Origin of the sequence: Kribbella sp. NPDC048928, from assembly GCF_043197975.1 — a bacterium.
Taxonomy (GTDB): Bacteria; Actinomycetota; Actinomycetes; order Propionibacteriales; family Kribbellaceae; genus Kribbella.
Genome location: NZ_JBICUC010000005.1, coordinates 629,451 through 652,530, shown reverse-complemented (window position 1 = coordinate 652,530; position 23,080 = coordinate 629,451). Strand labels below are relative to the sequence as shown.

Sequence of the window (23,080 nt, the reverse complement as noted above, 5' to 3'; positions counted from 1 at the left end):
ACCGAGGGTGTGTGGAGGGTGGGTGGCGATGACGGAGATCGATCTCGCGGCGGTGGTGGCGGAGCGTGAACGGGTGCGTTCGGCGTACTTGAAGGGTGGCGGCACGTCGTCTGCGCGTGGTCTACATCACACGGCGTTACTGTGCGCGGACGTCGAGCGAACGGTGCGGTTCTACCAGGAGGTGCTCGGGTTCCCGCTGACCGAGATGGTCGGGAACCGCGACTACGAGGGATCGACGCACTTCTTCTTCGACATCGGGAACGCGAACCTGCTGGCGTTCTTCGACTTCCCCGGTCTCGACCTCGGCCCGTACGCGGAGGTGCTCGGCGGGCTGCACCACCTGGCGATCTCTGTCGAGCCGGACCGGTGGGAGGACCTGAAGGCGAGCCTCAGCGCGCACGGCGTGGAGTTCCAGGAAGAGAGCGGGACGTCGATCTACTTCCGCGACCCGGACGGCGCCCGGATCGAGCTGATCTCAGACCCACTTGGCGAGATGTACGGCCTCAAGGTTCTCTGACCCCAGCGCAGTCGTACCTCGGGATGCCGGGGAAGGGCGTCGTGAGGGAGGATGGGGCGCATGACGACCTCCAACGACGCCCCGTCGTACGCCGCTGATGCCGAAGTCGTGGAGCTCTGTAGTGAGCTGATTCAGATCGACACCACGAACTACGGGAACGGCAAGAGCAACGGCGAGCGGGTCGCGGCGGAGTACGTCGCCGCGAAGCTCGACGAGGTCGGGATCGAGTCGACGATCTACGAGTCGGAGCCCGGGCGCGCCACGCTGGTCGCGCACTGGGACGGTGAGGACCAGAGTGCGGAACCGTTGCTGGTGCACGGGCACCTCGATGTCGTACCGGCGGATCCGAAGGACTGGAAGGTGGACCCGTTCGCGGGTGAGATCTTCGACGGGTGCGTGTGGGGTCGCGGCGCGGTCGACATGAAGGACTTCGACGCGATGGTGCTGTCGGTCGTACGGGCCAGGCAGCGCGCAGGCGTCAAGCCGCGGCGGCCGGTGCGGCTGGTGTTCACGGCCGACGAGGAGGCCGGCGGTGTGTACGGCGCGCAGTGGCTGATCAACAACCACCCGGACACGGTCGCGGACTGCACCGAGGGCATCGGCGAGGTCGGCGGGTTCTCGATCACGGTCAAGGATGACCTCCGGCTGTACCTGATCGAGACCGCCGAGAAGGGCATGAACTGGATGCGCCTCAAGGCCCGCGGTACGGCGGGTCACGGCTCGATGGTGAACACCGACAACGCGGTCACCAACCTGGTCGAGGCGGTCACCCGGATCGGGTCGCACGAGTGGCCGCTGCGGGTCACGCCGACCGTGGCCGAGTTCCTGAAGACGCTCGAGGACGTGCTCGAGGTCGAGCTGGACCCGGACGACATGACGACGACGCTGGCGAAGCTCGGCAGCTTCAGCCGGATGTTCGGTGCCACGATCCGGAACACCGCGAACCCGACGATGCTGAACGCCGGCTACAAGGTGAACGTGATCCCCGGCGACGCCGAAGCGCACATCGACGGCCGGTTCCTGCCCGGGTACGAGGACGAGTTCTACGCGACCATCGACGAGCTGATCGGCGACAAGGTGCAGCGCGAGACCGTGGTGACCGACATCGCCCTCGAGACCGAGTTCAGCGGCGGCCTGGTCGAGGCGATGAAGGCGTGTGTGCAGGCGGAGGACGCGCAGGCCCGGTTCGCGCCGCTGCTGATGTCGGGCGGTACGGACGCGAAGTCGTGGAGCCGGCTGGGCGTGCGGTGCTTCGGTTTCGTCCCGCTGCAGCTGCCGCCGGACCTCGACTTCATGGGCATGTTCCACGGCATCGACGAGCGGGTGCCGACGTCGGCGCTGGAGTTCGGTTCGCGGGTGCTGGATCGGTTCCTGGCTGAGGCCTGACGGATCGGCTCAGGCCTGACGCAGGATTCGCGGTACGGCGAGCAGGCCGGAGCTGACGTAGTCGCCGGCATGCTCGACGTGCTGAAGGTCGAACCGTCGACCGTACTGCGCGGTGACCTCGGCGACTGTGTCGAGGAGATGCTGGTCCGCGGACAGTGCGTTGGCGGCGGTGTTGTGTACGACGATGCGCAGCTCGTTGACGCCAGCGTGTGCAGCCGATGTTAGGTCGACCTGGTACGGCGGTGCCCAGAGCGAACCGCAGTGAATGTCGTTGAGCCAGATGTCCGCGGCAACGCCTACGGGCGGGGTGATGAGGGCGCGGTAGGAGTTCGGTGGTAGGTAGGACTCGCTGTCCGGCGCGACTCGTTCACCGGGGCCGAGGTCGAGGATCAGGTGGTCGGTGGTGGCGGGGAGGTCGAGTTCCGTGCGGTACGTGGCGGAGCCCGAGTATGTCGCCAGCGCGGGGTCGTCCTCCCAGCGGTGCGGGATGGTGACCGGACGAATTTCGTTGTCAAAGGCAACCGACCAGCCCTGAATCGCTGCGAGCAGCTGGGTGGACGGGGAGCTCGAACACTCGCCCTCCGCTCCGACCAGTACGGCTGACTGGCAGGGGTGCAGGGTTGTGGTCTGAGTGATGATGGTTTCGTTGGTCAGAGGGTTCCAGCGTTCCATCGGTTGGTCGAAGGTGAGCGTACGTACCTCAATGCCCGTGTTGGCGACGAAGTAGAAGTCGCCGTCGTCCAGACGCCGATGGACCACGCCCACATCGGGCACCGGGGCGAACGGTGCCGGCGGCAACTGATCGGCGAGCGTCGCGGGATCGGTGACCACGACACCGCCGGCCGCAGTCACGGCATCGAGCCAGGCGCGGGTGGACGGGGGAGTGGTCGTCCCTGCAGGTACGACGACCAGCGGCACCTCGGCCGGATCCAGGACAGCGAGCGCGTCGTCGTCGATCAGGTCGAAGTCCAGCCCCGCCTCGCGAATCGTCCGTGGTACCGCGGACGGAATCAACTGCCGTACGGCACGATACAGATTGAGCGCCCCAGTTGCGTACGCATCCGACGCCGGGACGTACACCTTCACCGGCCGTACCGGCGTACCTTGCTGCAGAAGCCACGATAACCGGTGCAACGACCGGAACAAGGCTCTTGCCGTCGGCCACCAAGGGTTGCGGTCGTCGAGCGCACCCGAGGCGTAGAAGACCCACCCGAGCCCAGGGCCGTCCGTCGGCGAGTACGGCCAACCGTGCCCGATCAGCTGGTTGACACCGGACAGGAAGTGCTCGTGCGCCTCGCCTTGCAGGTCGAGCGGCGTCGCGCGGAACGACGGTGAATGCACCCATGTCCAGGCCTCCGCCGACACCACGGACCGGCCGTACAGACTCGCCGCCGACGATGCCCAACGGGTCTCGGGCACCCGCGTCCAGCCCCACCCCTCGCCCTCGAACAGATCGGCGTGCCGATAGCTGCTCATCGTCGCCGGCGGCTCGCCGTAGCTCTGGATCCGGAACGGTACGCCGTAGCCGGCCGCCCACTCCCGAAACACCTTCAGGAAATTGTCTTCGTACAGCTCCGACAACGTCCGCCCGAAGTCGATCCGCACCTGCCGCGAGCCGTCCGTGTCGACGAGCAGTTCGTACAGCCGAGATCGTAGGTCGTACCCACGGCGCGCGGCGAACTCGCTGAGGATCGCCGGCGTCCAGTTGCCCTGGTACACCTCGAGACTGTCGCAGAACACCGACCCGAGCAACTCCGGCGTCGCCGCCGTCAGCAACGGCTCCGCGACCACCCGGATGTGCTCGTGTGCCGCGTCCGCCGAGTAGTGGTCGAGCGTATGCCCCTCGGCTCCGGCTGCTGCGCGTTTGACGTTCTGCCCGGTCACGCGGGACGTCGCGATCAGCACCTCGCGCGGTTGCCCGCCGGCCGGTACGTGGAGCACGCCGTCGCGCACCGGCACCTCGTCGTACGCCGACGGCGCCCCGGTCGATCCGTCACCGACGTACGCGGCTATGAACTCGTCGCCGGGCCAGGCCGTCACGATCGGCACGTCGTACGCTCCAGCGCCGATCTCGCGCCGGTCCCACTCCAGGTGCCGCGCGGCCAGCTCGGTGCCGATGTGCGGACCGCCGTACGACCAACCGCTCCCGAGCGTCACGTCGAACCGCAACCCGAGCCGGTGCGCCGTCCGCGCCGCGTGACCGACCAGGTCGAGGAACTCCGGCGACCCGAACGGTGCCGTCACAGGTCCCATCGGGTAGACGAACGCGACCTCGGCCCCGCCGAGCCCTGCCGCGGCCATCGCGTTCAGCTCGCGGTCGATTTCGTCTCGCTGGACGGATGGACCGAACCACCACCAGCGCATCATCGGCCGGCCCTCGGGCGGCGGGTTCCGGAACTGTCGTCGTACGTCGTCGACGGTCGCCATACCGTCCACCCCATAACGACGGCCTCCGCGGGTCAACGCGGATGACCACTACTGGTCAGATCGTCCTGCGGTACGGGTGACGCCGTCGGCCAGCAGGTACTGGCCGACCGCGTACGTCGACATCGTCAGCGCTCCACGACCCGGGAAGTCACGGCCGGACATCCGGAGCGCGATCAGTGCGTCGGAGACGAGGAACAGCGCCCCGCCGACGCCGCTGCGAGAGTTGTGCCAGCGCGCCGCGACCGCGGTTGCTGTCAGCAACAATGCGTAGACCGCGACCGGTACCCGTTGCCTGCCGAGGCCGGGGGAGAGCGCGGCGATCAGGGCAGCCCAGAGTGCCGCGTACGCCGCGAGCACCCGCCACGAACGCTGCGCTGGATCCTTCAGGAAAACCGCCAGGTAACACGCATGCGCCGCCGCGAACGCCGCCATCCCGGCCAGCTGCAGCTCCGTCTCCAGCAGCAGATCACCCGCGGCCGACGCGAGCAGCGCGGCCTGGATCAGCGGCGGCGCATCCTGCGTCCGCGACCACTGCCACAGCAACGGCATCAACGTCACCTTGCTGGCCTGCTTCAAGATCCCCGCATCAACCGCAACAGCCGCCACCTGCACAACCGTCGCCCCCCAAAAACCCGCCAGCACCCGCCGCCCCTGCACCAACCGCCCCAGTCCCATACCCCCGAGTCTGCAACAGCCGGCGCCGCGACTCACCGTTGTTCACGACAAGTTCAAGGTGGTGCGGAGGTGGGGGAGGTGGGTTGTCAGGGGTTTGGGTGGGGTGGGGGTGGTGACGACGGAGAGGGTCAGGCGGTAGCGGAAGGGGGCGGGGGTCAGGTGTTCGCCGGGGCGTAGTTCGGTGGCGAGGGCGCTGCGGGGGATGAGGGCGAGGTGGGCTCGGCGGCGAGCCATGGCGATGGTGGTGCTGAGGGTGACGCCGCGGCGGGGGTTTGCGCCGAGGGCGGCGAGGCGGGTGCGGAGGTCTTCGATGCCGCGGTCGTACGTCGAGAACACGACCGGCCGGTCCTTCAAAGGTTGCCGGCCGCGGCCGGGTGGACGCGCGCCGGGTGGGATGAACAGGACGAGCTCGTCACGGCCGACGCGGCGGGCGACGGTGCCGCGGGGGAGGGTCATCTGCTCGGCGATCGCGATGAAGGCGGCGTCCATCGTGCCCTCGGCGACGCGTTCCACCAGGAACTGACCATGGTCGACCTGCTGCTCGATCTCCAGGTCGGGCAGGTCGGCGTCGAGGACCGGGAACAGGATCGGCGCCAGGCTGGCGAACGTACCGATGACGAGGCGCTGCGTGATGCCGGCCGCGCGCGTGGCGTCGTACACCTCCTCGAGGTGTCCGAGGATGTGGTCTGCGCGGCGGCTCAGCTCGGCGCCTGCCGGCGTGGGGCGCGTACCGCGGGTGTCGCGATGGAAGAGCTTGGTGCCGCAGAGGCGTTCGAGGCGGGCCAGGCGCTGCGATGCGGATGGCTGCGAGATGCGGAGCTCGCGAGCCGCAGTACCGACCGCGCCGGTCCGGGTGACGGCCTGGACCAGGCGCAGGTCTTCGACCGACGGCAATGAGGCCATAGGTTCAGCCTATGGCAAGCAGTCAACCTCCGGCAGCTACCAGCGAATGCCTGAGACGCCAACAATTGAAGGTGTGAGGGCGAGGACGGAGGCGCTGGCGCTGCTGGTGGGCAGCGGTACGGCGGACTTCGCCTTCCGGATTGCTCAGGTCGCGCTGCCGTTGGTGATCCTGCGAGAGACGGGGTCGGTTGCGGCCACCGGTCTGGTTGGCGGCGCGGCCGGCGTCCCGGTGCTGCTGTCGCCGTGGTGGGCGCGCAAGGCGCGGCAATGGGTGGACTCCGGTCCACGGCTGGCCATCGTGGCGCTGGTGTCGGCGATTGCGTTGGCGTCGGTTCCGGCCGCCGCCGGACTCGGCCTACTCTCACCCGAACTTCTGATCCTCAGCGGACTGCTGCTCGGCTGCGGCGACGCACTGGCGAATCCAGGACGCTCTGCCCTCCTCGCAGACACCGGCGACCGCTGGGGGGACGGCCGGGCGGTCCTGCTGCTGACCTGGCAGGACGGCCTCCGCCGAATCGGCATGCTCGCCGGGCCGTCGGTCGGTGCGCTCGCCGTCTCGGCCGGGATCACGAACCAGTTGCTCTGGGTGGAGGCCATTGCCGTGGCCGGAGCCGGACTCCTGGCCTGCACAGTGCGGGCGCAACGATCCGCCCAAGCCGTCGAGATGCCGTCGATCCGCGACAGTCTGCGCGGCCGTACGGAGGTCGTCTACGGCTGGATTGTCCGTGGGACCGGCTGTGCGATGTGGTTCGCCTTCACCCTCGGTCTGTCGGTGCTCGGGGAACAGCGCGGTCAACCAGGCGTCTACCTGGCCGCGGGCATGACCGGGTACGGCGTGGGCTCGCTCATAGGTACGGCGGTGTCGTTGGCAGTCGTACGTCGTACGAAGCCGGTACTGACCGCCGTCGCGGCCTGGGGCTGGTCCGGCCTGTGCTGGATCGGGATGGGCGTGTGGACGACGCCGCCGATGGTTGCGCTGATGGGCGGATTGTCGGGCGTGGCCGTGGTGATCGGGATCGCCGCGATCTCCGTGCTCATCACACGGTCGTCAGCCGGGGCCGGTCGGCGCGCACTGCTCTCCGGCCAGAGCGTGGTCGTGAACGCCAGCAGCGCGGTCGGGATGCTCGCCGGCGGTCCGATCATCGGCATGGTCGGCGCCGCGCACACCCTGGTCGGCGCAGGGCTCGTCACGAGCAGCGTCGCCGTACTGATCCTCGTCCGGTGTCAGACTGCGGGACATGTTGGAGATCACCACGTTGGCCGAGCGGCCTGAGTACCTGGAACGGATGTACGAGTTCGCCGGCGCGTGGCCGGCCTTCATGCACAACGACCCGATCGGCAACGCGTTCATGGGGCAGGTCCCGGTGCACTTCCCGGACCAGTGCGTGATCGCGACCGAGGACGGCGAGTTCGTCGCGCACGGCCGCAGCATTCCGTTCGTGTTCCCGGACGAGCACCGCACCGACCTCCCGTCCGGCGGCTGGGACCGCGTGCTGCACTGGGGCTTCCAGGATCTGCGCGCCGGCCGTACGCCGAACGTCTCGAGCGCGCTGGAGATCCTGATCCGCCCGTCCCACCTCGGGCGCGGACTGTCGCACGAGATGCTTGCCGCGATGCGCCGGGCGGTGCAGGCGAAGGGCCACACCGCGCTGTACGCCCCGGTCCGCCCGAACGGCAAGACGGATGCGCATCAGCCGATGACGAAGTACGTCGAGCAGCGGCGGCCGGACGGGCTACCCGTGGACCCCTGGCTCCGGGTCCACGTGAAGGCCGGCGGCGAGATCGTTCAGGTCGCACCGCGCTCGATGGTCATCGCCGGCACCCTCGACGAGTGGCGTACCTGGACCGGACTGCCCTTCGACCGTACCGGCGATATCGTCGTACCCAAGGCGCTCGTCCCGGTGCACGTGGACGTCGAACACAACCATGCCGTCTACGTAGAACCCAACGTCTGGATCCGCCACGACCTTTAGCGCGCGAGCCGGCCGAGCAAGGCCGACGCAGCGCAGATGTCCGCGATCGCGGCCACGATCAGTACGGCGAAGTCGAGCCAGTACGTCGTCGGCTGCCCGATCAACAGTCCGCGCAGCGCACTCACCTCGTACGTCAGCGGATTCACGTGCGAGATCGCCCGCAACCACCCGGGCATCAGCGACACCGGATAGAGCGCGTTCGACGCGAAGAACAGCGGCATCGTGATCGCCTGCCCGATCCCCATCAGCCGGTCGCGGCGCAGCACCAGACCGGCGATCGTCATCGACAGGCAGGAGAAGAACGCCGCGCCGAGCACGACCACGACGAGGACGGCGAACAGCTTCAGCGGATTCCAGGTCAGGCTGACGCCGAGCAGGGCGGCCACGATCAGTACGACGACGGCCTGCGCGATCGTCCGGACGCCGGCCGCGAACGCCTTGCCCGCGACCAGGGCGGATCGCGGTGACGGCGTGACCAGGAGCTTGGTGAGGATGCCGGCGTCGCGTTCCCAGATGATCTGGATGCCGTAGAAGATCGAGACGAACAGCGCCGACTGCGCGATGATCCCGGGCGCCAGGTAGTCGAGGTACGGGACATCACCGGTCGGGATCGCGCGGATCCGGCTGAACGTCTGCCCGAAGATCACCAGCCACAACACCGGCTGGATCGCGCGGGTGATCAGCTCGGTCCGGTCGTGCCGGAGCTTCTGCAGCTCGATCAGGCAGAACGTGCCGATCCTGGAGAACAGCCGGACCGGGCGCGACTCAGCCCATCCGCTGTGCGGTGCGACGGGTGCCACGGACATTGCGCAGTCCTCCCTTCTCCGACCCTTGGCCCTCCAGGCTCTCGCCGGTGTGGTGCCGGAACACGTCCTCGAGGCTCGCGTCGGGCCCCAGCTCGGCTTTCAGCTCGGTCGGCGTCCCCACAGCGCGCAGCCGCCCCAAGTGCATGAGGGCGACGCGATCGCAGAGGATGTCGGCCTCCTCCATGTAGTGCGTGGTCAGCAGCACGGTCATCCCGTACCGGTCCTGCATCTCCTGCACCCGTCCCCACACCGAGTCGCGCGCGACCGGGTCGAGGCCGACCGTCGGCTCGTCCAGTACGAGCAGTGCGGGCCGGTTGACCAGCGCCTGCGCCAGCTCGAGCCGCCGCACCATGCCGCCGGAGTACGTCGACGCGAGCCGGTCGGCCGCATCAGTCAGGTCGACGATCTCCAGTACTTCGGCGACTCGCGCGGCCCGTTCCCGCCGCGGTACGTCGAACAATCGCGCGAACCACGACACGTTCTCGCGGCCGGTCAGCGCGCCCTCGATCGACAGCTGCTGCGGTACGTACCCGAGCATCCGCCGTACTGACATGGCCTGCGCGCGGACGTCGAGGCCGAAGATCCGGACCGTACCGGCCTGGGGTGGGTAGAGCGTGTTCAGCACCCGCAAGGTGGTTGTCTTGCCCGCGCCGTTGGGACCGAGCAGGCCGAAACACTCGCCGGGGGAGACACTCAGATCGAGGCTGTCGACCGCCACGTGATCGCCGAACCGATGCGTCAATCCGCTGACATCAACCGCAGCTTCCGCACTCATATGCGCTCCTTCAGTTCCTCCGGATGCAGGCGTTCGGCCAGTGCGCCGAGAACGGGCAGCGCTGCTCGCAGCGCAGCGCGGTCGGCTGCGGTGAGGCCGTCGAGGGCCTGGGTGACCAGGGCCGTACGGCGGTCGCGCCAGGCCTCGACCTGCTCCCGCGCCGGATCGGTGAGGGTCAGGCGGGCGACGCGGCGATCGGTCTCGTCGGGGCTGCGCTGCAGGAGGCCGCGCTCGGTCAGCTGGCCGACGAGGGTCGACACGGTGTTCGCCGCCAGACCGAGTCCGGCCGCCGCCTCGGCGACCGAGATGCCGGGGTTGCGGCGAACCAGGCGGATCAGCTCGCTCTGGGAGTCGGTCAACGCCGACAGGGGGAACGGCCGGCCGACGGATCGGCGCAGGTGCCGCCGGAGCAGGCCGGTGGCCGCCATCAGTTCGTCCGCGAGCACCTCAGAAGGCATGATCCGACGATACCTCTGTGGCAGAGATATTTCGCCGTCTCAACGGCCCGGAACTTTCAGGGCCGATCACGTGCCGGTCGCTTCAGAGCGTCCGCATCACCCGGATGATTCGCCGCCGCAGCCAGACACGGCGCGAACCGTCGGGATAGCGGCGCAGCCGGGCCAGCTCCCAGCCGCCGTACTCCGCGTGCTCGGTGAGCAGTTTGCGCACCGCACCGCGGGACTCCGTCCTGGACACCTCGAACTGCTGCAACTCGTACTCGGCCATCCACACCTCCACCTGGCGACTTCAGGAAACGTCCTCCAGTGCCGCGACGATGGCGGGCGGCAATGTGAGCTCCTCCACACCGAGCACCGATTTCAGTTGTAATGCGGTCCGGGCCCCGACGATCGCCGCCGACACCCCGGGCCGGTCCCGCACCCAGGTGAGCGCCACCTCGAGCGGGGTCCAGCCGAGCCCGTCGGCGGCTCGCGCCACCGCTTCCACGATGCCCGAAGCGCGGGCGTCGAGGTAGGGGTCGACGAATCTGGACAGATGCTGAGACGCCGCGCGGGAGTCCGCGGGGATGCCGGTGCGGTACTTCCCGGTGAGCACGCCACGGCCGAGCGGCGACCACGCGATCACCCCGATCCCGAGCCCCGCGGCGGCGCGCAGCGCGTCCACCTCGGCGTCCCGGGCGAGCAGCGAGTACTCCACCTGGTTGGAGACGGGGACCGCGCGGCCCGGCCAGGCCTGCTGCCAGGTGACCGCGCGGGCACACTTCCAGCCGGCGTAGTTCGAGACGCCGACGTACCGGACCTTGCCGGAGCTGACGGCGTGGTCGAGCGCGGAGAGCGTCTCCTCCAGGGGCACATCGTCGGACCAGGTGTGCAGCTGCCACAGGTCGATGTAGTCGGTGTTCAGCCGCCGCAGCGAGGCGTCCAGATCGCGGAGCAGCGCGCCGCGGGACGTGTCGGTGATCCGCTCGCCGCGCCGGACGCTGAACCCGGCCTTGGTCGCGATCACCACGTCGTCGCGGTCCACCACGTCACCGAGCAGCGACCCGATCAGTGCCTCGCTGTCACCGTCGCCGTACGCCGCGGCGGTGTCGATGAGCGTGCCACCGGCCGACGCGAACGCGGCGAGCTGTTCGCGCGCCTCGTGTTCGTCGGTGTCCCGGCCCCACGACATCGTGCCCAGGCCGAGCCTGCTCACCGCCAGTCCACTGTGACCGAGATAGCGCTGCTGCATACCCCGAGCCTATTGCGGCCCACCGACAACCTCTCGCTAGGCTCGCCAGTCATGCGACTCGGACTCAACATCGGCTTCGTCTACGGCGGCGACGACCATCTCGACCACCTGAGGCTGGTGAAGGAGGCCGAAGCGCTCGGATTCTCGGTCACCTGGGCCGCGGAGGCGTACGGCTCGGACGCCGCGACCCTGCTCAGCTGGATCGCGGCGCAGACCACCACGATCGACGTCGGGGCGGCGGTCTTCCAGATCCCGGCCCGGACGCCGGCGATGACCGCGATGACCGCGGCCACCCTGGACCGGCTCTCGAACGGGCGCTTCCGGCTCGGCCTCGGCGTCTCCGGACCGCAGGTCTCGGAGGGCTGGCACGGCGTCCGATTCTCTCAGCCTCTGCTCAGGACCCGTGAGTACGTTGACATCGTGAACGCGGCGCTCCGGCGGGAGACGGTCGCGTACGAGGGGAAGTACTTCACGCTGCCGCTGCCCGACGGTCCGGGCAAGGCCCTGAAACTGACCGTGCGGCCGATCCGCGACCACGTGCCGGTGTACCTGGCCGCGGTCGGCCCGAAGAACCTCGAACTGGCCGGCGAGATCGCCGACGGCTGGCTCGGGATCCTGAACGACCCCGGCTTCCTTGGAGAGCAGTTGAACCACATCAAGACGGGCCGTGCGGTCCGTCAGCAGGACCTCGACGGCTTCGACGTCGTGGTCACCACCCCGCTGATGAGCGGCGACGACCTGCAGGCCGCGGCCGATCCGGTGCGCGGCTACGCGGCCCTGTACGTCGGCGGCATGGGCAGCCGGGAGAAGAACTTCTACAACGCGCTCGCGGTCCGGATGGGGTACGCGGACGCGGCGAAACAGATCCAGGACCTGTACCTGGACAAGAAGCACCGCGAGGCGATGGCCGCCGTACCGTTCGGCTTCCTGGACTCGATCTCGCTGCTCGGCGGCAAGGAACGGATGGCCGAGAAGCTCACCGCGTACGCCGAGGCGGGCGCGACGACCGTGGCGCTGACGCCGTTCGCGTCGACGGTCGAGCAGCGGATCGCCGACCTGCGGACCGCCGCGGAGGCCCTCGAACTGTCCGGAGCCGGCAACTGATGACGATCTGGGACTCCATCATCCTCGGCATCGTCGAGGGCCTGACCGAATTCCTGCCGGTCTCCAGCACCGGCCACCTGACGATCGTGTCGAAGATGCTCGGCCTGAAGATCGACGACCCGTCGATCACCGGTTTCACCGCGGTCATCCAGGTCGGCGCGATCATCGCCGTCGTCCTGTACTTCTGGAAGGACATCGTCCGGATCATCCGCGGCTGGGTCGGCGGTCTCGCGAAGCCCGAGCGGCGCGCCGACTTCGACTACAAGATGGGCTGGTACGTGGTCGTCGGCTCGTTCCCGATCGGGATCGTCGGCTTCCTCGCCAAGGACCTCATCTCGGGGCCGCTCCGCAGCCTGTGGTGGGTGGCGCTCGCGCTGATCGGCTGGTCGGTGGTGATGGTCGCAGCCGAACGCCTGAGCAGCAAGGAGCGGCCGCTCACCCGGATCACGTTCGTGGACGCGCTCGTGATGGGCCTGGTGCAGTGCCTCGCGCTGATCCCCGGTGTGTCCCGCTCCGGCGCGACGATCTCGGCCGGACTGTTCCGCGGCCTCGACCGGGTCGCGGCGACCAGGGTCTCGTTCCTGTTCGGCATCCCGGCCCTGGCCGGAGCCGGCGTCTACGAGCTCAAGGACGCGCTGAGCGGCACCGTCGGCGCGGTCCCGCTGCTCGTCGGTACGGTGGTCAGCTTCCTCGTCGCGTACGCCTCGATCGCCTGGCTGCTCCGCTTCGTCGCCAAACACTCGATCGAACTGTTCGCCTTCTACCGGATCCTGCTCGGCCTGGTCCTGATCATCCTCCTCGCCACCAGCACCATCACCGCCACCTAGAGCCAGCCGACCTTGCGGAAGAAGCGGTACATGGTGATGCAGACGAGGGCCATCAGCAACAAGATGGCGTAGTAGCCGAAGTGCCAGCGGAGTTCGGGCATGTTGTCGAAGTTCATCCCGTAGATGCCGGCCAGCATCGTCGGTACGGCGGCGATCGCGACCCAGGCGGAGATCTTCCGCATGTCGTCGTTCTGCTGGACCGAGACGCGCGCGAGGTGCGCGTTCAGCGCGGACGTGAGCAGGGTGTCGATCGCCTCGGCCTGGTCGGAGACCCGGCTGAGGTGGTCGGCGACGTCCCGGAAGAACGGGCTCGCCTTCGGGCCGAGCCCGGCGACGCCGTGCGCGAACTGCTCCATCGGCTCGCGCAGCGGGTCGATCGCGCGGCGCATCTCGAGCACCTCGCGCTTCAGCCGGTAGATCCGCTCCGCGTCGCTGGTCCGGCCGGGGGAGAACACCGAGGCCTCGATCTCGTCGACGTCGACCTCGACCTGCTCGGCGACCGTCTCGTAGTCGTCGACGATCGCGTCGCAGATCGCCCACAGCACCGCGGCCGGACCGTGCCCGAGCATCGCGGCGCGTTCCTCGAGCTGGTGCCGGGTGGTGGCGAGCTCGCCACCCTCACCGTGCCGCACGGTCAGTACGTACCGCGGGCCGATGAACGCGGTCACCTGGCCGGTCTCGACCGCGTCGCCCTCATCGACGTACCAGAGCGTCCGCAGCACGACCAGGATCATGTCGCCGAAGCGCTCGACCTTCGGGCGCTGGTGGATCTGGAGCGCGTCCTCGATCGCCAGGTCGTGCAGCCCGAACAGCCCCTGCACCCGCTCCATCTCGGCGTCCGACGGGTCGTGCAGGCCGATCCAGCCGAAGCTCTCGGTGTCGTCGTGGATGGCCTGGGCAACGGTCTCGGGGTCCTTGGGCAGGTCCTTGCGTTCCCCCTCGGCGTACACCCCGCAGTCCACGATCACCGGACCATCATGTCACCAGGGCTTGCGCTCACGAGATAACGTGCACACCATGCCCACGGTGATCCTGGTCCGGCACGGCCGCAGTTCGTCGAACACGTCCGGCACGCTGGCCGGCCGGACGCCCGGAGTGAAGCTCGACGAGACCGGCGTCAAGCAGGCCGAGGCGGTCGCGCAGCGGCTGGCCGAGCTGCCGCTCGCCGCGATCGTCACGTCGCCGCTGGAGCGTTGCAAGCAGACCGCCGCCGCGATCGCGAAACTGCACGACGGGTTGCGTCCGGCAACGGATCGGCGGCTGACCGAGTGCGGGTACGGCGACTGGACCGGGAAGAAGATCGCGACGCTGGCCAAGGACCCGCTGTGGGCCGTCGTCCAGCAGCATCCGTCGGCGGTGACGTTCCCCGGCGGCGAGTCGATGCGCGGGATGCAGCAGCGGGCCGTCGACGCGGTCCGGGCGCACGACGCGGAGCTCGCGAAAAGCCATGGTGACAACGCGATCTGGGTGGCTGTCTCGCACGGCGACGTGATCAAGGCGATCGTCGCGGACGCGCTCGGTCAGCACCTGGACACGTTCCAGCGGATCGTCGTGGACACCGCCTCGACGACGATCATCACCTACACCGCGACCCGCCCGTTCCTGGTCCGGCTGAACGACTCCGGCAGCGAGCTCGCCTCGCTGATCCCTAAGCCGTCAGCGAAAGCCAAGCCCAAGAAGCAGTCCTCGGACGCCGTTGTCGGCGGACGGTAATAGGGTCTTAGCCATGGCGCGAGTTGTGCACTCCTACGACGACCCCGAGCGGTTCGTCGCCGGCACCGTGGGAGAACCAGGTGCGAGGACCTTCTTCCTGCAGGCCCGGGCCGGGCACCGGCTGACCTCGGTGGCCTGCGAGAAGGAACAGGTGATGGCGCTCGCCGAGCGGCTCGACGTGATGCTGGACGAGGTCGCCCGGCGCTTCGACCGGGACCCGGTCGCGCAGACCTCGTCGGAGGACACCGCGCCGCTGGAACAGCCGATCGAGGAGGAGTTCCGGGCCGGCACCATGACGCTGGCCTGGGAGGCCGACGCCGAGCGGGTGGTGATCGAGGTGTTCGCGGTGGTCACCGCCGAGCAGGCGGAGCTCGAGGAGGAAGAGGACCCGGTCACCGCCGCGATGGAGTCCGACGACGCCGAGGTGTTCGTCGTCCGGATCACCGAGCTGCAGGCCCGGGCGTTCGCCCGCCGCGCGGTCGCGCTGGTCGCCTCCGGCCGGCCGAGCTGCCCGTTCTGCGGCCGGCCGATCGATGCGGACGGCCACATCTGCCCGCGGGCCAACGGCTACCGCCGGCACCTGCCGGAGTGACGCCGCAATGACCATCGACCCGGAGCTGCTCGCCCTCGGGGAGCTGTCCCTGCACGGCCGCCTGGTCGCCGCGTCGAACGGCACCTACCAGGGTTCGGTGACGCTGTCCGGCGCGACCGCGACCGTGGTCTACAAGCCGGTCGAGGGCGAGCGCCCGCTGTGGGATTTCCCGGACGGCACATTGGCGCAGCGCGAGTTCGCGGCGTACGTCGTCTCCGAGGCCCTCGGGTGGCACGTCGTCCCACCGACCCTGCTGCGCGACGGTCCGCTCGGCGTCGGCATGGTCCAGCTGTGGATCGACGAGGCCGAGCTCGGGCCGGGGGAGACCGAGCTGGTCGACATCGTCCCGCAGGGCCGGGTGCCGGACGGCTGGATCGGCGTCCTCGAGGCGCTCGACGGCCGGCACAACCCGGTCACGCTGGTGCACGCGGACAACGACGCATTGCGGCGGATGGCCGTGTTCGATGCCGTGGTCAACAATGCCGACCGCAAGGGCGGCCACGTGCTGAATCCGGGCGACGGCCGGGTGTACGGCGTGGATCACGGCGTCACGTTCAACGCCGACGACAAGCTCCGTACGGTGCTGTGGGGCTGGGCCGGTGACCCGGTGCCGGCCGATCTGCTCGACGACGTACGCCGGCTCGCGGACGAGCTCGCCGGTGCGCTCGGCCGGCAACTCTGCGAGCTGATCACCGAGGTTGAGCTGGCCGCCACCCGCGCGCGCTGCTCCGACCTGCTCAAGACCGGCGCGTTCCCGTACCCGAGCGACGAGTGGCCCGCGATTCCCTGGCCGGCGTTCTAGCTAGCTCCTTGGCTGTACGGCGACGTTCGCGATCCGTGCGTGCTCGTCGAAGTCGACGGTGACCGTGGCTCCGTCCGGCGCCGTGCCGTTGATGGCCGTCGCAGCCTCGTCGGACCGCAGGCCGAAATGCTGGAAGTAGCCGCGGACGACCTGGCGGTGGTCGGACGGGAACACGCTGACAGCGGTCATCAGCAGCCGCGGGGTGGCGATCGCATCGAAGCGCACCTGCGGTAGTTGGTCGTCGCCGACGTGCAGGTAGACATGCCCGCGGCCCTCGTTGATCGCGGTCGACCAGACGCCGCGACCACCGAGCACGGTGCCGGCGGTGATCGCGAGCATGATCGCCGCCTGCGCCGGCTGCTCGAACCCGCTCAGGTCCGGGCTCTCGGTGGTGAACTCGCTGATGCCGTGCCGCTCACCGAACTCGCGGATCACCAGCGTCGGCGCGACCGCCGCGGCCTCCGGCCCGAAGCCCGGGTTGCCCCAGCCCCACAGCCAGGTCCCGTCGAGCTCCGAGAAGCTCCCGAGCAGCGAGATGTCGCCCAGGACGCCACGGTCGCTGCTCAGCGTCCGTGCGTTCAGATCGGCCTGCAGGGAATCCGGCCCGACCACCTCGTTGAACAGGTCCTGCTGCTGGATCGCGGCAGCGGCGATCCAGGCGCCGTACGCCTGGAACTCGGGACTGAAGTCAGCATTCATCGCCCGCGAGGCTATCCGCCGCCGGGGTGCAGGGTCGGCCACGGACCACGGATTGGAACCGTGTCGCGTCATTGAAAATCGGACTGGCATAAGCTCCGCTACATGCAGGCGTGGACTCAACCAGACATCCCGGCGGTGCCCGGGCCGGCTCGGCGGCTACGCCTCTACGACACCGCGTCCCGCGGTCTGGTCGAGGTGCCGCCCGGTACCGACGGCCCCGCCCGGATGTACGTGTGCGGCATCACACCGTACGACGCGACGCACATGGGCCATGCGGCGACGTACGTGACGTTCGACCTGATCAACCGGCTCTGGCGCGACGCCGGCTACGACGTCTCGTACACGCAGAACATCACCGACGTCGACGACCCACTGCTGGAGCGCGCGACCGCGACCGGTGTCGAGTGGACCGACCTCGCGGCGCAGGAGATCCAGCTGTTCCGCGACGACATGACAGCGCTGCGGGTCATCCCGCCGCAGCACTACATCGGCGTGGTCGAGTCGATCGACCTGGTGGTCGGCGCGGTCGACGACCTGAAGCGGGCCGGCGCCGTGTACTCGGTCGACGGCGACCTGTACTTCGCGGTGAAGACCGATCCCGCCTTCGGTGGCGTCTCGAACTACGACCGCGAGACGATGCGCGAGCTGTTCGCGGAGCGTGGCGGCGACCCGGACCGTGCGGGCAAGCAGGACCCGCTGGACAGCCTGCTGTGGCGGCACGAGCGGCCGGGGGAGCCGGCCTGGGACTCGGCGCTCGGGCGCGGCCGGCCGGGCTGGCACGTGGAGTGTTCCGCGATCGCGCTGAAGTACCTCGGGATGACCTTCGACGTCCAGGGCGGCGGGTCGGACCTGATCTTCCCGCACCACGAGATGTCGGCGAGCGGCGCGCAGGTCGCCACCGGCGAGCACCCGTTCGCGCGGGCGTACGTGCACCAGGCGATGGTCGGGCTCGACGGCGAGAAGATGTCCAAGTCCAAGGGCAACCTGGTGCTCGTCTCCAAGGAGCGGGCCGCCGGCTCGGACCCGATGGCGATCCGGCTGGCGCTGCTGACCCACCACTACCGCACCGAGTGGTTCTGGATGCCGTCGGACCTGACCGACGCGCAGGCGCGCCTGGATGTCTGGCGCGGAGCGATCGGCCGCGGCTCGGGTCCGGACGGAGCGGCGGCAGTGGACGCCGTACGCGCGGCACTCACCAACGACCTGGACAGCGCGGGCGCGCTGGCCGCTGTGGACGCGTGGGCGGAGGCCGAAGGCGACGACCACGAGGCCCCCGCACTGGTCGCGCAAGCCGTCGACGCCCTCCTCGGCATCAAGCTCTGAACACAACTACGTCCGAAGATCTGCGGGTACTACCCACAGATCTTCGGACGTAGGAGCAATGGTCAGCCGGTGACTGCTTGGTGGGTCTTGACCGGGGTCGGGATGGGGGCAGCGGGTGGGGACTCGACCTGCGGCGGGGCCGGATGGTCGACCGGGGGCTTCGGGGTCGGCTTGGGCTTCGGCTTCGCGGCCGGCTTGGCGCAGGTCGCCGACGCCAGATTGATCGTCTCCGCACCGCCGCCGAGCGAGATGGTCAGTCCGGTGACCGTGAACGCGCCGTCCGAGTGCTTGCTCTGACTGTTGACCTTGATGGTCGCCAGCGGGTTGGACGGCAGGCTCGCGCCCTGCGTGGTGGTCGGCACCTTCAGCGTCTGCCCGAGCAGCGTCACTGAACCGACGTCGATGCCGCCCTTGGCGCCGGAGCACCAGACGTTCAGCGAGTCGATCGCGAGCAGCGCCTTCGGCGGGGTGAGCAGCAGGTTGCACAGGTCCGGCAGGTTCTTCACCGGCAGGTCCTTGGTGCTCAGGCTCGGCAACGGCAGCGGGAGCCCGAGGTCCGGCAGCGCGAGGTCCGGCAGCGGCAGGTTGTCCGCGCCGGTCTTCGGCAGGCTCGCGCACTGCTGCTTGAGCTCCGGCGGGATCTTGACCTGGCTGAGGATGTCCGGCCCGATCACGATGTCGAACAGCTCGACCGAGGCGGAGTCGTTGCCCGCGGTCGCCGTACCGGCCCGGACCGAGAGCAGCGGGTTCTTCGGCAGCTCAAGGGCGGACGTCGTCGCCCGCTTCCCGTCCAGGGACTCCGCGTACGGGGTCTTCGGGATCGGCACCTGGCCCTCGGCGCTGACGGCGTACGCCGAGGAGGGACGGGCCGCCGCGTTGCCGGTGGGGGCACTCGCGACCAGGCTGAACGTCACGACGCCCGCCACGGCCGCGGCCGTCAGCACCGTCGGCCTCGATGGCACCGTCGGCCTGAGGCGCCCTCGCAGCTGTCGCATCGGAATCTCCTTATTTGCTGTCGATCAGGACGAGCGTCCCGAGCGGAACCTTCTGCAGATCGGCGAGCGCGGTCTTCGGCACCCGTACGCAGCCCGCGCTGATCGCCGCACCGAACACGTGCGGGTTCGGCCAGCCGTGGATCGCGACCGTACCAGGTCCGCCACCGAACGTGTCCAAGGTGGGACTGTGCGCACCCAGGGGGAGGACGACCGGCGACGCCGACCGCTTGTGGTCGATGATCGAGCCGAGCAGGAACGTCCGGCCGGGCGGCGTCGGCGTCTTGGTCGCGCCGACGCCGGCCTTCCAGGTCCCGAGGCTCAAGTTGTTGTGGAACAGCTCGAGCGTCCGTGAGCTGGTGTGGACGCGGATCAGGTACGACGAGGAGGCCCGGTCGAGGTCCTCGTCCTGGATCCAGCCGGTGGACCGGTTCGGCTTGGAGGGCAGCAGGACCCGGAGCCACCCGTCGGTCTGGTCGACGACCGGCAGCCAGGTCGGCCCGAACTGGGTCGGGCCGATCTTCCCGAAGGCGTCGTCGGCGTCGGGGGAGCTGAACAGCGCGGCCTCGGTCCGCGGGTGCACGACCAGACCGCCGGTCCCGGCGAACGGGTCGGTGTCGAGCGGCGCGGTGGCGATCGTGGTGGCGGTCGTCGACGCGGCCAGCGTGGTCAGATCGACGTTCTTGTGGTGGTCCTTGTTGCCGAAGATGCCGATCGCGGCGACGACTCCGAGCAGGATGAGCACCGCCAGCGCTGGGACCGACGTACCGCCCCGCTCGTTGCGCATCCAGTTGCTCCCGTAGTCACGGTGACGGGGCCGCACAGGCACCGTCACCCCCCAGTTGTCCGGTCGAGAATAAACCCACTGGTAACAACGCGCCACACCTCGTGGAGTTACACCGTCACGTAGTGCGCCGCGATGTCGTCACTCGTGGTCAGCCAGACGTCGCTCTGCGCGGCAATGTACTGCAGCGCCAGATCCAGGTACTTCGCCCGGAACGGCTGCCCGATCACGAACGGATGCAGCGCGAGCGCCATCACCCGTCCGGTCTCGGCAGAGTCCTCCCGGAGCACGTCGTACTGGTCCTTCACCATCTGCAGGAAGTCCGGGCCGGTGAGTCCGCGCAGGAAGAGGCCGAGGTCGTTGAGCTCGACGGTGTACGGGACGCTGAGCATGCCAGGGACGTTCAAGCGGTAGGGCTGGTCGTCGTTGGTCCAGTCGAGGACGTACTGGTAGCCGAGCTCGGACAGCAGTTGAGGGCTGTTGTCGGTCTCGGTGAGAGCGGGTCCCATCCAGCCCTTCGGACGTTGCCCGGTGGCCTTCTCGATCGTGGTGGTGATGTCGGTGAGGATGCGGCGTTCCTCGTCGGGCTCGTAGCCGGTGTGCAGCTCCGAGTTCGTACGGCCGTGGGCGAGCCAGGCCCAGTTCCGCTCGGTGCCGGCCTCGATGATCTGCGGGTTGTGCTCGGTCACGAGCGAGTTGATCAACGCGCTGGCGCGCAGGCCGTACCGGTCGAGGATGTCCATGGTGCGCCAGATGCCGACCCGTTCGCCGTACTCGCGCCAGCCGTGGTTGAGCGCGTCCGGCTTGATGTCGAGCGGCCAGATGCTCGTCGACGGCTGACCGGGGAGGAAGCGCTCGATGTTCAGGCCGACGTAGAAGGCGACCCGCTTACCGTCGGGCCATTCGAGCCGGGGGCGGGTGGGGAGTGGACTGTAGTCGTAGAGCGTCATGCCTGGACGGTAAAGTCTGACATCAGTGTCAGGTGCAAGGCTGGAGGCCGGCGTGCGGATCGGTGAGCTGGCGCGGCGGACCGGGGTGAGTGAGCGGTCGCTGCGGTACTACGAGGTGCAGGGACTGCTGGTCTCCGAGCGATCGGCCGGCGGGCAGCGCGAGTACGTCGAGCGCGCCGTGGACCGGGTGATCCTGATCCAGGAGTTGTTCGCGGCCGGGCTGCACAGCAAGAAGATCGCCGAGCTGCTGCCCTGTATGCGGGACCCGGACGGCGGCCCGAACGAGCGGGCCACGCCCGAGCTGGTCACCGAACTGACCGCCGAGCGGGACCGCATCGACCGGATGATCACCGACCTGACCACCTCCCGCGCGGTCCTGGACGACGTCATCAGCACCGCCACCCGGGAGATGCCGTAGTCAGTCCGTCGGGTGGTTCTTGTTGCGGCGTTTCAGGTAGCGCTCGAACTCGGCGGCGATGGCCTCGCCGGTGGCCTCGGGAAGCTCGGTGGTGTCACGCTGCTCCTCGAGCGAGTGCACGTACTCCGCGACCTCCGGGTCCTCCTCGCTGAGCTCGTCGGCGCCGCGCTGCCAGGCGCGCGCCAGCTCCGGCAGCTCGCCCTCGGGGATCGCCAGGTCGAGCAGTTCCTCGACCTTGCCGAGCAACGCCAGCGACGCCTTCGGGCACGGGGTGCCGGCGATGTAGTGCGGGATCGCGGACCAGATCGACACCGACGGGACGCCGAGGGTGGTGCAGAGGTCGGCGAAGACACCGGTGATGCCGGTCGGGCCCTCGTACGTCGACGGCTCCAGGCTCCAGGCCGCGGCCAGCTCCTCGTCGGACGATGACGCCGACACCGGGATCGGCCGGGTGTGCGGCGCGTCCGCGAGCAGCGCACCGAGCACGACCACGACCTGCGCGTTCGACTCGTCGACGACCTCCAGCAGCTCCCGGGAGAACGCCCGCCAGCGCATGTTCGGCTCGACGCCGCGGATCAGGACGACATCGCGGCCGGTGTCCTGCGGGCGGGCCAGGTAGACCCGAGTGGTCGGCCAGGTCAGCTGCCGGACCCCGTCCTCGTCGACGCCGACGCGCGGGCGGTTCACCTGGTAGTCGTAGTAGTCCTCGGGGTCGATCGCCGTGACGAGCTCCGCGTCCCACTCGTCGATCAGGTGGTCGACCGCACCGGTGGCCGCCTCGGCCGCGTCGTTCCAGCCTTCGAACGCGGCGATCACGACCGGGTCCCTCAGGTTCGCGAGATCCACCACTCGCAGGCCCCCTGTCGTCTCGTTAGCCGATCCGGCAGTCGCCGGAAACCGGACTGCCAGCCTACGTGCTCAGCCGTTCGGACGTGCCCGGTTTCACCCCAGGCGGAACGTGTCGTGCCCGACCAGGGAGAATGGGGGCGACGATCGCTGGACACGGAGTAGAGGAGCTGTAGTTGCCGGCCCTGCAAGCGGTGCTGTGGGACATGGACGGGACGTTGGTCGACTCCGAGAAGGTCTGGGCGGAGGTGCAGCTGGAGCTGCTGGCCGAGCTCGGCGCGACCTGGACGATCGAGGACTGTATGACCTTGATCGGCAGCGACCTGCGGGAGGCCGTGAAGGTCTGGCTGGCGCGGATCCCGGACGGTGTGATCACCGGCGACGAGCTGGCGCACCGGATGTTCTCCGAGGTCGTCGAGGCGCTCCGCAAGGAGGTGACCTTCCAGCCGGGTGCGCTCGAGCTGCTGCAGGCCCTCCGCAAGGAAGGCGTGCCGTGCGCGCTGGTGTCGGCCTCGTACCGGACGATGATCGACGCGGTGCTCGGGCACCTGCCGCCGGACCCGTTCGACGTGATCGTGGCCGGTGACGAGGTGACCCTCGGCAAGCCGAACCCGGAGCCGTACCTGACCGCCGCGGAGAAGCTCGGCGTCGATCCCGCCTACTGCGTGGTGATCGAGGACTCGATGACCGGCACGCAGGCCGGCACCGCGGCCGGCATGTACGTGGTTGCCGTGCCGCAGTGGATCAGCATTCCGGAGGCGCCGCGGCGCCTCGTCGTGAAGACGCTGGAGCCGCTGACACCGGAGTCCCTGCGCGCGCTGCTCCGTTGAGGAGCTACCGTCACCTGGTGCCCTCGGGGGCGTTGTGTGGGTAGCGGGC

26 protein-coding genes are annotated in these 23,080 nt (G+C 69.2%); 12 read left to right on the top strand and 14 right to left on the bottom strand.

The features are described from left to right. The first annotated feature begins 28 nt into the window (after positions 1 to 28). Positions 29 to 517, top strand: coding sequence for a VOC family protein (locus ACGFI6_RS25220; protein WP_393122500.1), 489 nt, complete (start codon positions 29 to 31; stop codon positions 515 to 517). A 60-nt stretch (positions 518 to 577) separates the two neighbouring features. Next, positions 578 to 1,903: a M20/M25/M40 family metallo-hydrolase gene (locus ACGFI6_RS25215; protein ID WP_393122498.1), complete on the top strand. Its 1,326-nt coding sequence runs from the start codon at positions 578 to 580 to the stop codon at positions 1,901 to 1,903. A 9-nt stretch (positions 1,904 to 1,912) separates the two neighbouring features. Here ACGFI6_RS25215 and ACGFI6_RS25210 read toward each other — a convergent pair whose 3' ends face one another. The 3 genes from ACGFI6_RS25210 to ACGFI6_RS25200 form a co-directional block, all read right to left on the bottom strand. Next, entirely contained in the window at positions 1,913 to 4,330 is a 2,418-nt protein-coding gene (locus tag ACGFI6_RS25210) for a glycosyl hydrolase (protein WP_393122496.1), read from the bottom strand. 48 nt (positions 4,331 to 4,378) lie between these two features. Then, the gene (locus ACGFI6_RS25205; protein ID WP_393122494.1) at positions 4,379 to 4,936 is read right to left on the bottom strand and encodes a lysoplasmalogenase family protein; all 558 of its coding nucleotides are present in this window, start codon (positions 4,934 to 4,936) and stop codon (positions 4,379 to 4,381) included. Between the two features lie 111 nt (positions 4,937 to 5,047). After that, the gene (locus tag ACGFI6_RS25200; RefSeq protein ID WP_393122492.1) at positions 5,048 to 5,908 is read right to left on the bottom strand and encodes a LysR family transcriptional regulator; all 861 of its coding nucleotides are present in this window, start codon (positions 5,906 to 5,908) and stop codon (positions 5,048 to 5,050) included. Between the two features lie 73 nt (positions 5,909 to 5,981). On the opposite strand from ACGFI6_RS25200, the gene ACGFI6_RS25195 reads away from it, so the two are divergent. Beyond that, positions 5,982 to 7,181, top strand: coding sequence for an MFS transporter (locus ACGFI6_RS25195; protein ID WP_393122490.1), 1,200 nt, complete (start codon positions 5,982 to 5,984; stop codon positions 7,179 to 7,181). Next, the gene (locus ACGFI6_RS25190) at positions 7,147 to 7,881 is read left to right on the top strand and encodes an N-acetyltransferase (RefSeq protein WP_393122488.1); all 735 of its coding nucleotides are present in this window, start codon (positions 7,147 to 7,149) and stop codon (positions 7,879 to 7,881) included. Before ACGFI6_RS25195 ends, ACGFI6_RS25190 begins: the two co-directional genes overlap by 35 nt. Here ACGFI6_RS25190 and ACGFI6_RS25185 read toward each other — a convergent pair. From ACGFI6_RS25185 to ACGFI6_RS25165, 5 genes are all read right to left on the bottom strand, one after another. After that, on the bottom strand, positions 7,878 to 8,687 hold the full coding sequence (locus tag ACGFI6_RS25185) for an ABC transporter permease (protein WP_393122486.1): 810 nt from the start codon (positions 8,685 to 8,687) through the stop codon (positions 7,878 to 7,880). The genes ACGFI6_RS25190 and ACGFI6_RS25185 overlap by 4 nt on opposite strands. Next, the gene (locus ACGFI6_RS25180; protein ID WP_393122484.1) at positions 8,647 to 9,462 is read right to left on the bottom strand and encodes an ABC transporter ATP-binding protein; all 816 of its coding nucleotides are present in this window, start codon (positions 9,460 to 9,462) and stop codon (positions 8,647 to 8,649) included. The genes ACGFI6_RS25185 and ACGFI6_RS25180 overlap by 41 nt, the downstream gene beginning before the upstream one ends. After that, positions 9,459 to 9,920, bottom strand: a complete 462-nt coding sequence (locus ACGFI6_RS25175; protein WP_393122482.1) for a MarR family winged helix-turn-helix transcriptional regulator — start codon at positions 9,918 to 9,920, stop codon at positions 9,459 to 9,461. The genes ACGFI6_RS25180 and ACGFI6_RS25175 overlap by 4 nt, the downstream gene beginning before the upstream one ends. Positions 9,921 to 10,002: 82 nt before the next feature. Next, complete coding sequence (locus tag ACGFI6_RS25170; RefSeq protein WP_130385444.1) at positions 10,003 to 10,188, bottom strand: DUF5703 family protein; 186 nt, start codon at positions 10,186 to 10,188, stop codon at positions 10,003 to 10,005. Between the two features lie 21 nt (positions 10,189 to 10,209). Then, a complete protein-coding gene (locus tag ACGFI6_RS25165) occupies positions 10,210 to 11,151 on the bottom strand; it encodes an aldo/keto reductase (RefSeq protein ID WP_393122480.1) in 942 nt (313 codons plus the stop codon). Positions 11,152 to 11,202: 51 nt separating this feature from the next. Here ACGFI6_RS25165 and ACGFI6_RS25160 point away from each other — a divergent pair, with 51 nt between their 5' ends. Then, on the top strand, positions 11,203 to 12,255 hold the full coding sequence (locus ACGFI6_RS25160) for an LLM class F420-dependent oxidoreductase (RefSeq protein WP_393122478.1): 1,053 nt from the start codon (positions 11,203 to 11,205) through the stop codon (positions 12,253 to 12,255). Then, positions 12,255 to 13,082 carry an undecaprenyl-diphosphate phosphatase gene (locus ACGFI6_RS25155; RefSeq protein ID WP_393122476.1) on the top strand — a complete coding sequence of 276 codons (828 nt, stop codon included), beginning with the start codon at positions 12,255 to 12,257 and terminating at the stop codon, positions 13,080 to 13,082. Before ACGFI6_RS25160 ends, ACGFI6_RS25155 begins: the two co-directional genes overlap by 1 nt. Here the strand turns inward: ACGFI6_RS25155 and corA are convergent. After that, entirely contained in the window at positions 13,079 to 14,050 is a 972-nt protein-coding gene (gene corA / locus ACGFI6_RS25150) for a magnesium/cobalt transporter CorA (RefSeq protein WP_393122474.1), read from the bottom strand. The genes ACGFI6_RS25155 and corA overlap by 4 nt on opposite strands. 49 nt (positions 14,051 to 14,099) lie before the next feature. Between corA and ACGFI6_RS25145 the strand changes: the two genes are divergently transcribed. The 3 genes from ACGFI6_RS25145 to ACGFI6_RS25135 are packed head-to-tail and all read left to right on the top strand — an operon-like array spanning position 14,100 to position 16,189. After that, a complete protein-coding gene (locus ACGFI6_RS25145; RefSeq protein ID WP_393122472.1) occupies positions 14,100 to 14,795 on the top strand; it encodes a histidine phosphatase family protein in 696 nt (231 codons plus the stop codon). A gap of 13 nt (positions 14,796 to 14,808) precedes the next feature. Beyond that, on the top strand, positions 14,809 to 15,387 hold the full coding sequence (locus ACGFI6_RS25140; RefSeq protein WP_393122470.1) for a DUF3090 family protein: 579 nt from the start codon (positions 14,809 to 14,811) through the stop codon (positions 15,385 to 15,387). A gap of 7 nt (positions 15,388 to 15,394) precedes the next feature. Next, positions 15,395 to 16,189, top strand: a complete 795-nt coding sequence (locus ACGFI6_RS25135) for an SCO1664 family protein (RefSeq protein ID WP_393122468.1) — start codon at positions 15,395 to 15,397, stop codon at positions 16,187 to 16,189. On the opposite strand, the gene ACGFI6_RS25130 is transcribed toward ACGFI6_RS25135, so the two are convergent. After that, positions 16,190 to 16,888 (bottom strand): DUF6882 domain-containing protein, encoded by a 699-nt coding sequence (locus tag ACGFI6_RS25130; protein ID WP_393122466.1) that lies wholly within the window; start codon positions 16,886 to 16,888, stop codon positions 16,190 to 16,192. It abuts the gene before it with no gap. A gap of 102 nt (positions 16,889 to 16,990) precedes the next feature. Here ACGFI6_RS25130 and mshC point away from each other — a divergent pair, with 102 nt between their 5' ends. Next, positions 16,991 to 18,211: a cysteine--1-D-myo-inosityl 2-amino-2-deoxy-alpha-D-glucopyranoside ligase gene (gene mshC, locus ACGFI6_RS25125; RefSeq protein WP_393122464.1), complete on the top strand. Its 1,221-nt coding sequence runs from the start codon at positions 16,991 to 16,993 to the stop codon at positions 18,209 to 18,211. Positions 18,212 to 18,273: 62 nt separating this feature from the next. Here the strand turns inward: mshC and ACGFI6_RS25120 are convergent, their stop codons facing one another. The 3 genes from ACGFI6_RS25120 to ACGFI6_RS25110 form a co-directional block, all read right to left on the bottom strand. Further along, a complete protein-coding gene (locus ACGFI6_RS25120) occupies positions 18,274 to 19,206 on the bottom strand; it encodes a hypothetical protein (protein ID WP_393122462.1) in 933 nt (310 codons plus the stop codon). Between the two features lie 10 nt (positions 19,207 to 19,216). Further along, on the bottom strand, positions 19,217 to 19,990 hold the full coding sequence (locus tag ACGFI6_RS25115) for a L,D-transpeptidase (RefSeq protein ID WP_393122460.1): 774 nt from the start codon (positions 19,988 to 19,990) through the stop codon (positions 19,217 to 19,219). Between the two features lie 107 nt (positions 19,991 to 20,097). Further along, on the bottom strand, positions 20,098 to 20,937 hold the full coding sequence (locus tag ACGFI6_RS25110; RefSeq protein WP_393122458.1) for a polysaccharide deacetylase family protein: 840 nt from the start codon (positions 20,935 to 20,937) through the stop codon (positions 20,098 to 20,100). Between the two features lie 25 nt (positions 20,938 to 20,962). Between ACGFI6_RS25110 and ACGFI6_RS25105 the strand changes: the two genes are divergently transcribed. After that, entirely contained in the window at positions 20,963 to 21,355 is a 393-nt protein-coding gene (locus tag ACGFI6_RS25105) for a MerR family transcriptional regulator (RefSeq protein ID WP_393122456.1), read from the top strand. Here the strand turns inward: ACGFI6_RS25105 and ACGFI6_RS25100 are convergent, their stop codons facing one another. Beyond that, positions 21,356 to 22,204: a PAC2 family protein gene (locus ACGFI6_RS25100; RefSeq protein ID WP_393122454.1), complete on the bottom strand. Its 849-nt coding sequence runs from the start codon at positions 22,202 to 22,204 to the stop codon at positions 21,356 to 21,358. 173 nt (positions 22,205 to 22,377) lie between these two features. Between ACGFI6_RS25100 and ACGFI6_RS25095 the strand changes: the two genes are divergently transcribed. Beyond that, the gene (locus ACGFI6_RS25095) at positions 22,378 to 23,031 is read left to right on the top strand and encodes an HAD family hydrolase (RefSeq protein ID WP_393122452.1); all 654 of its coding nucleotides are present in this window, start codon (positions 22,378 to 22,380) and stop codon (positions 23,029 to 23,031) included. Positions 23,032 to 23,080: the final 49 nt, after the last annotated feature.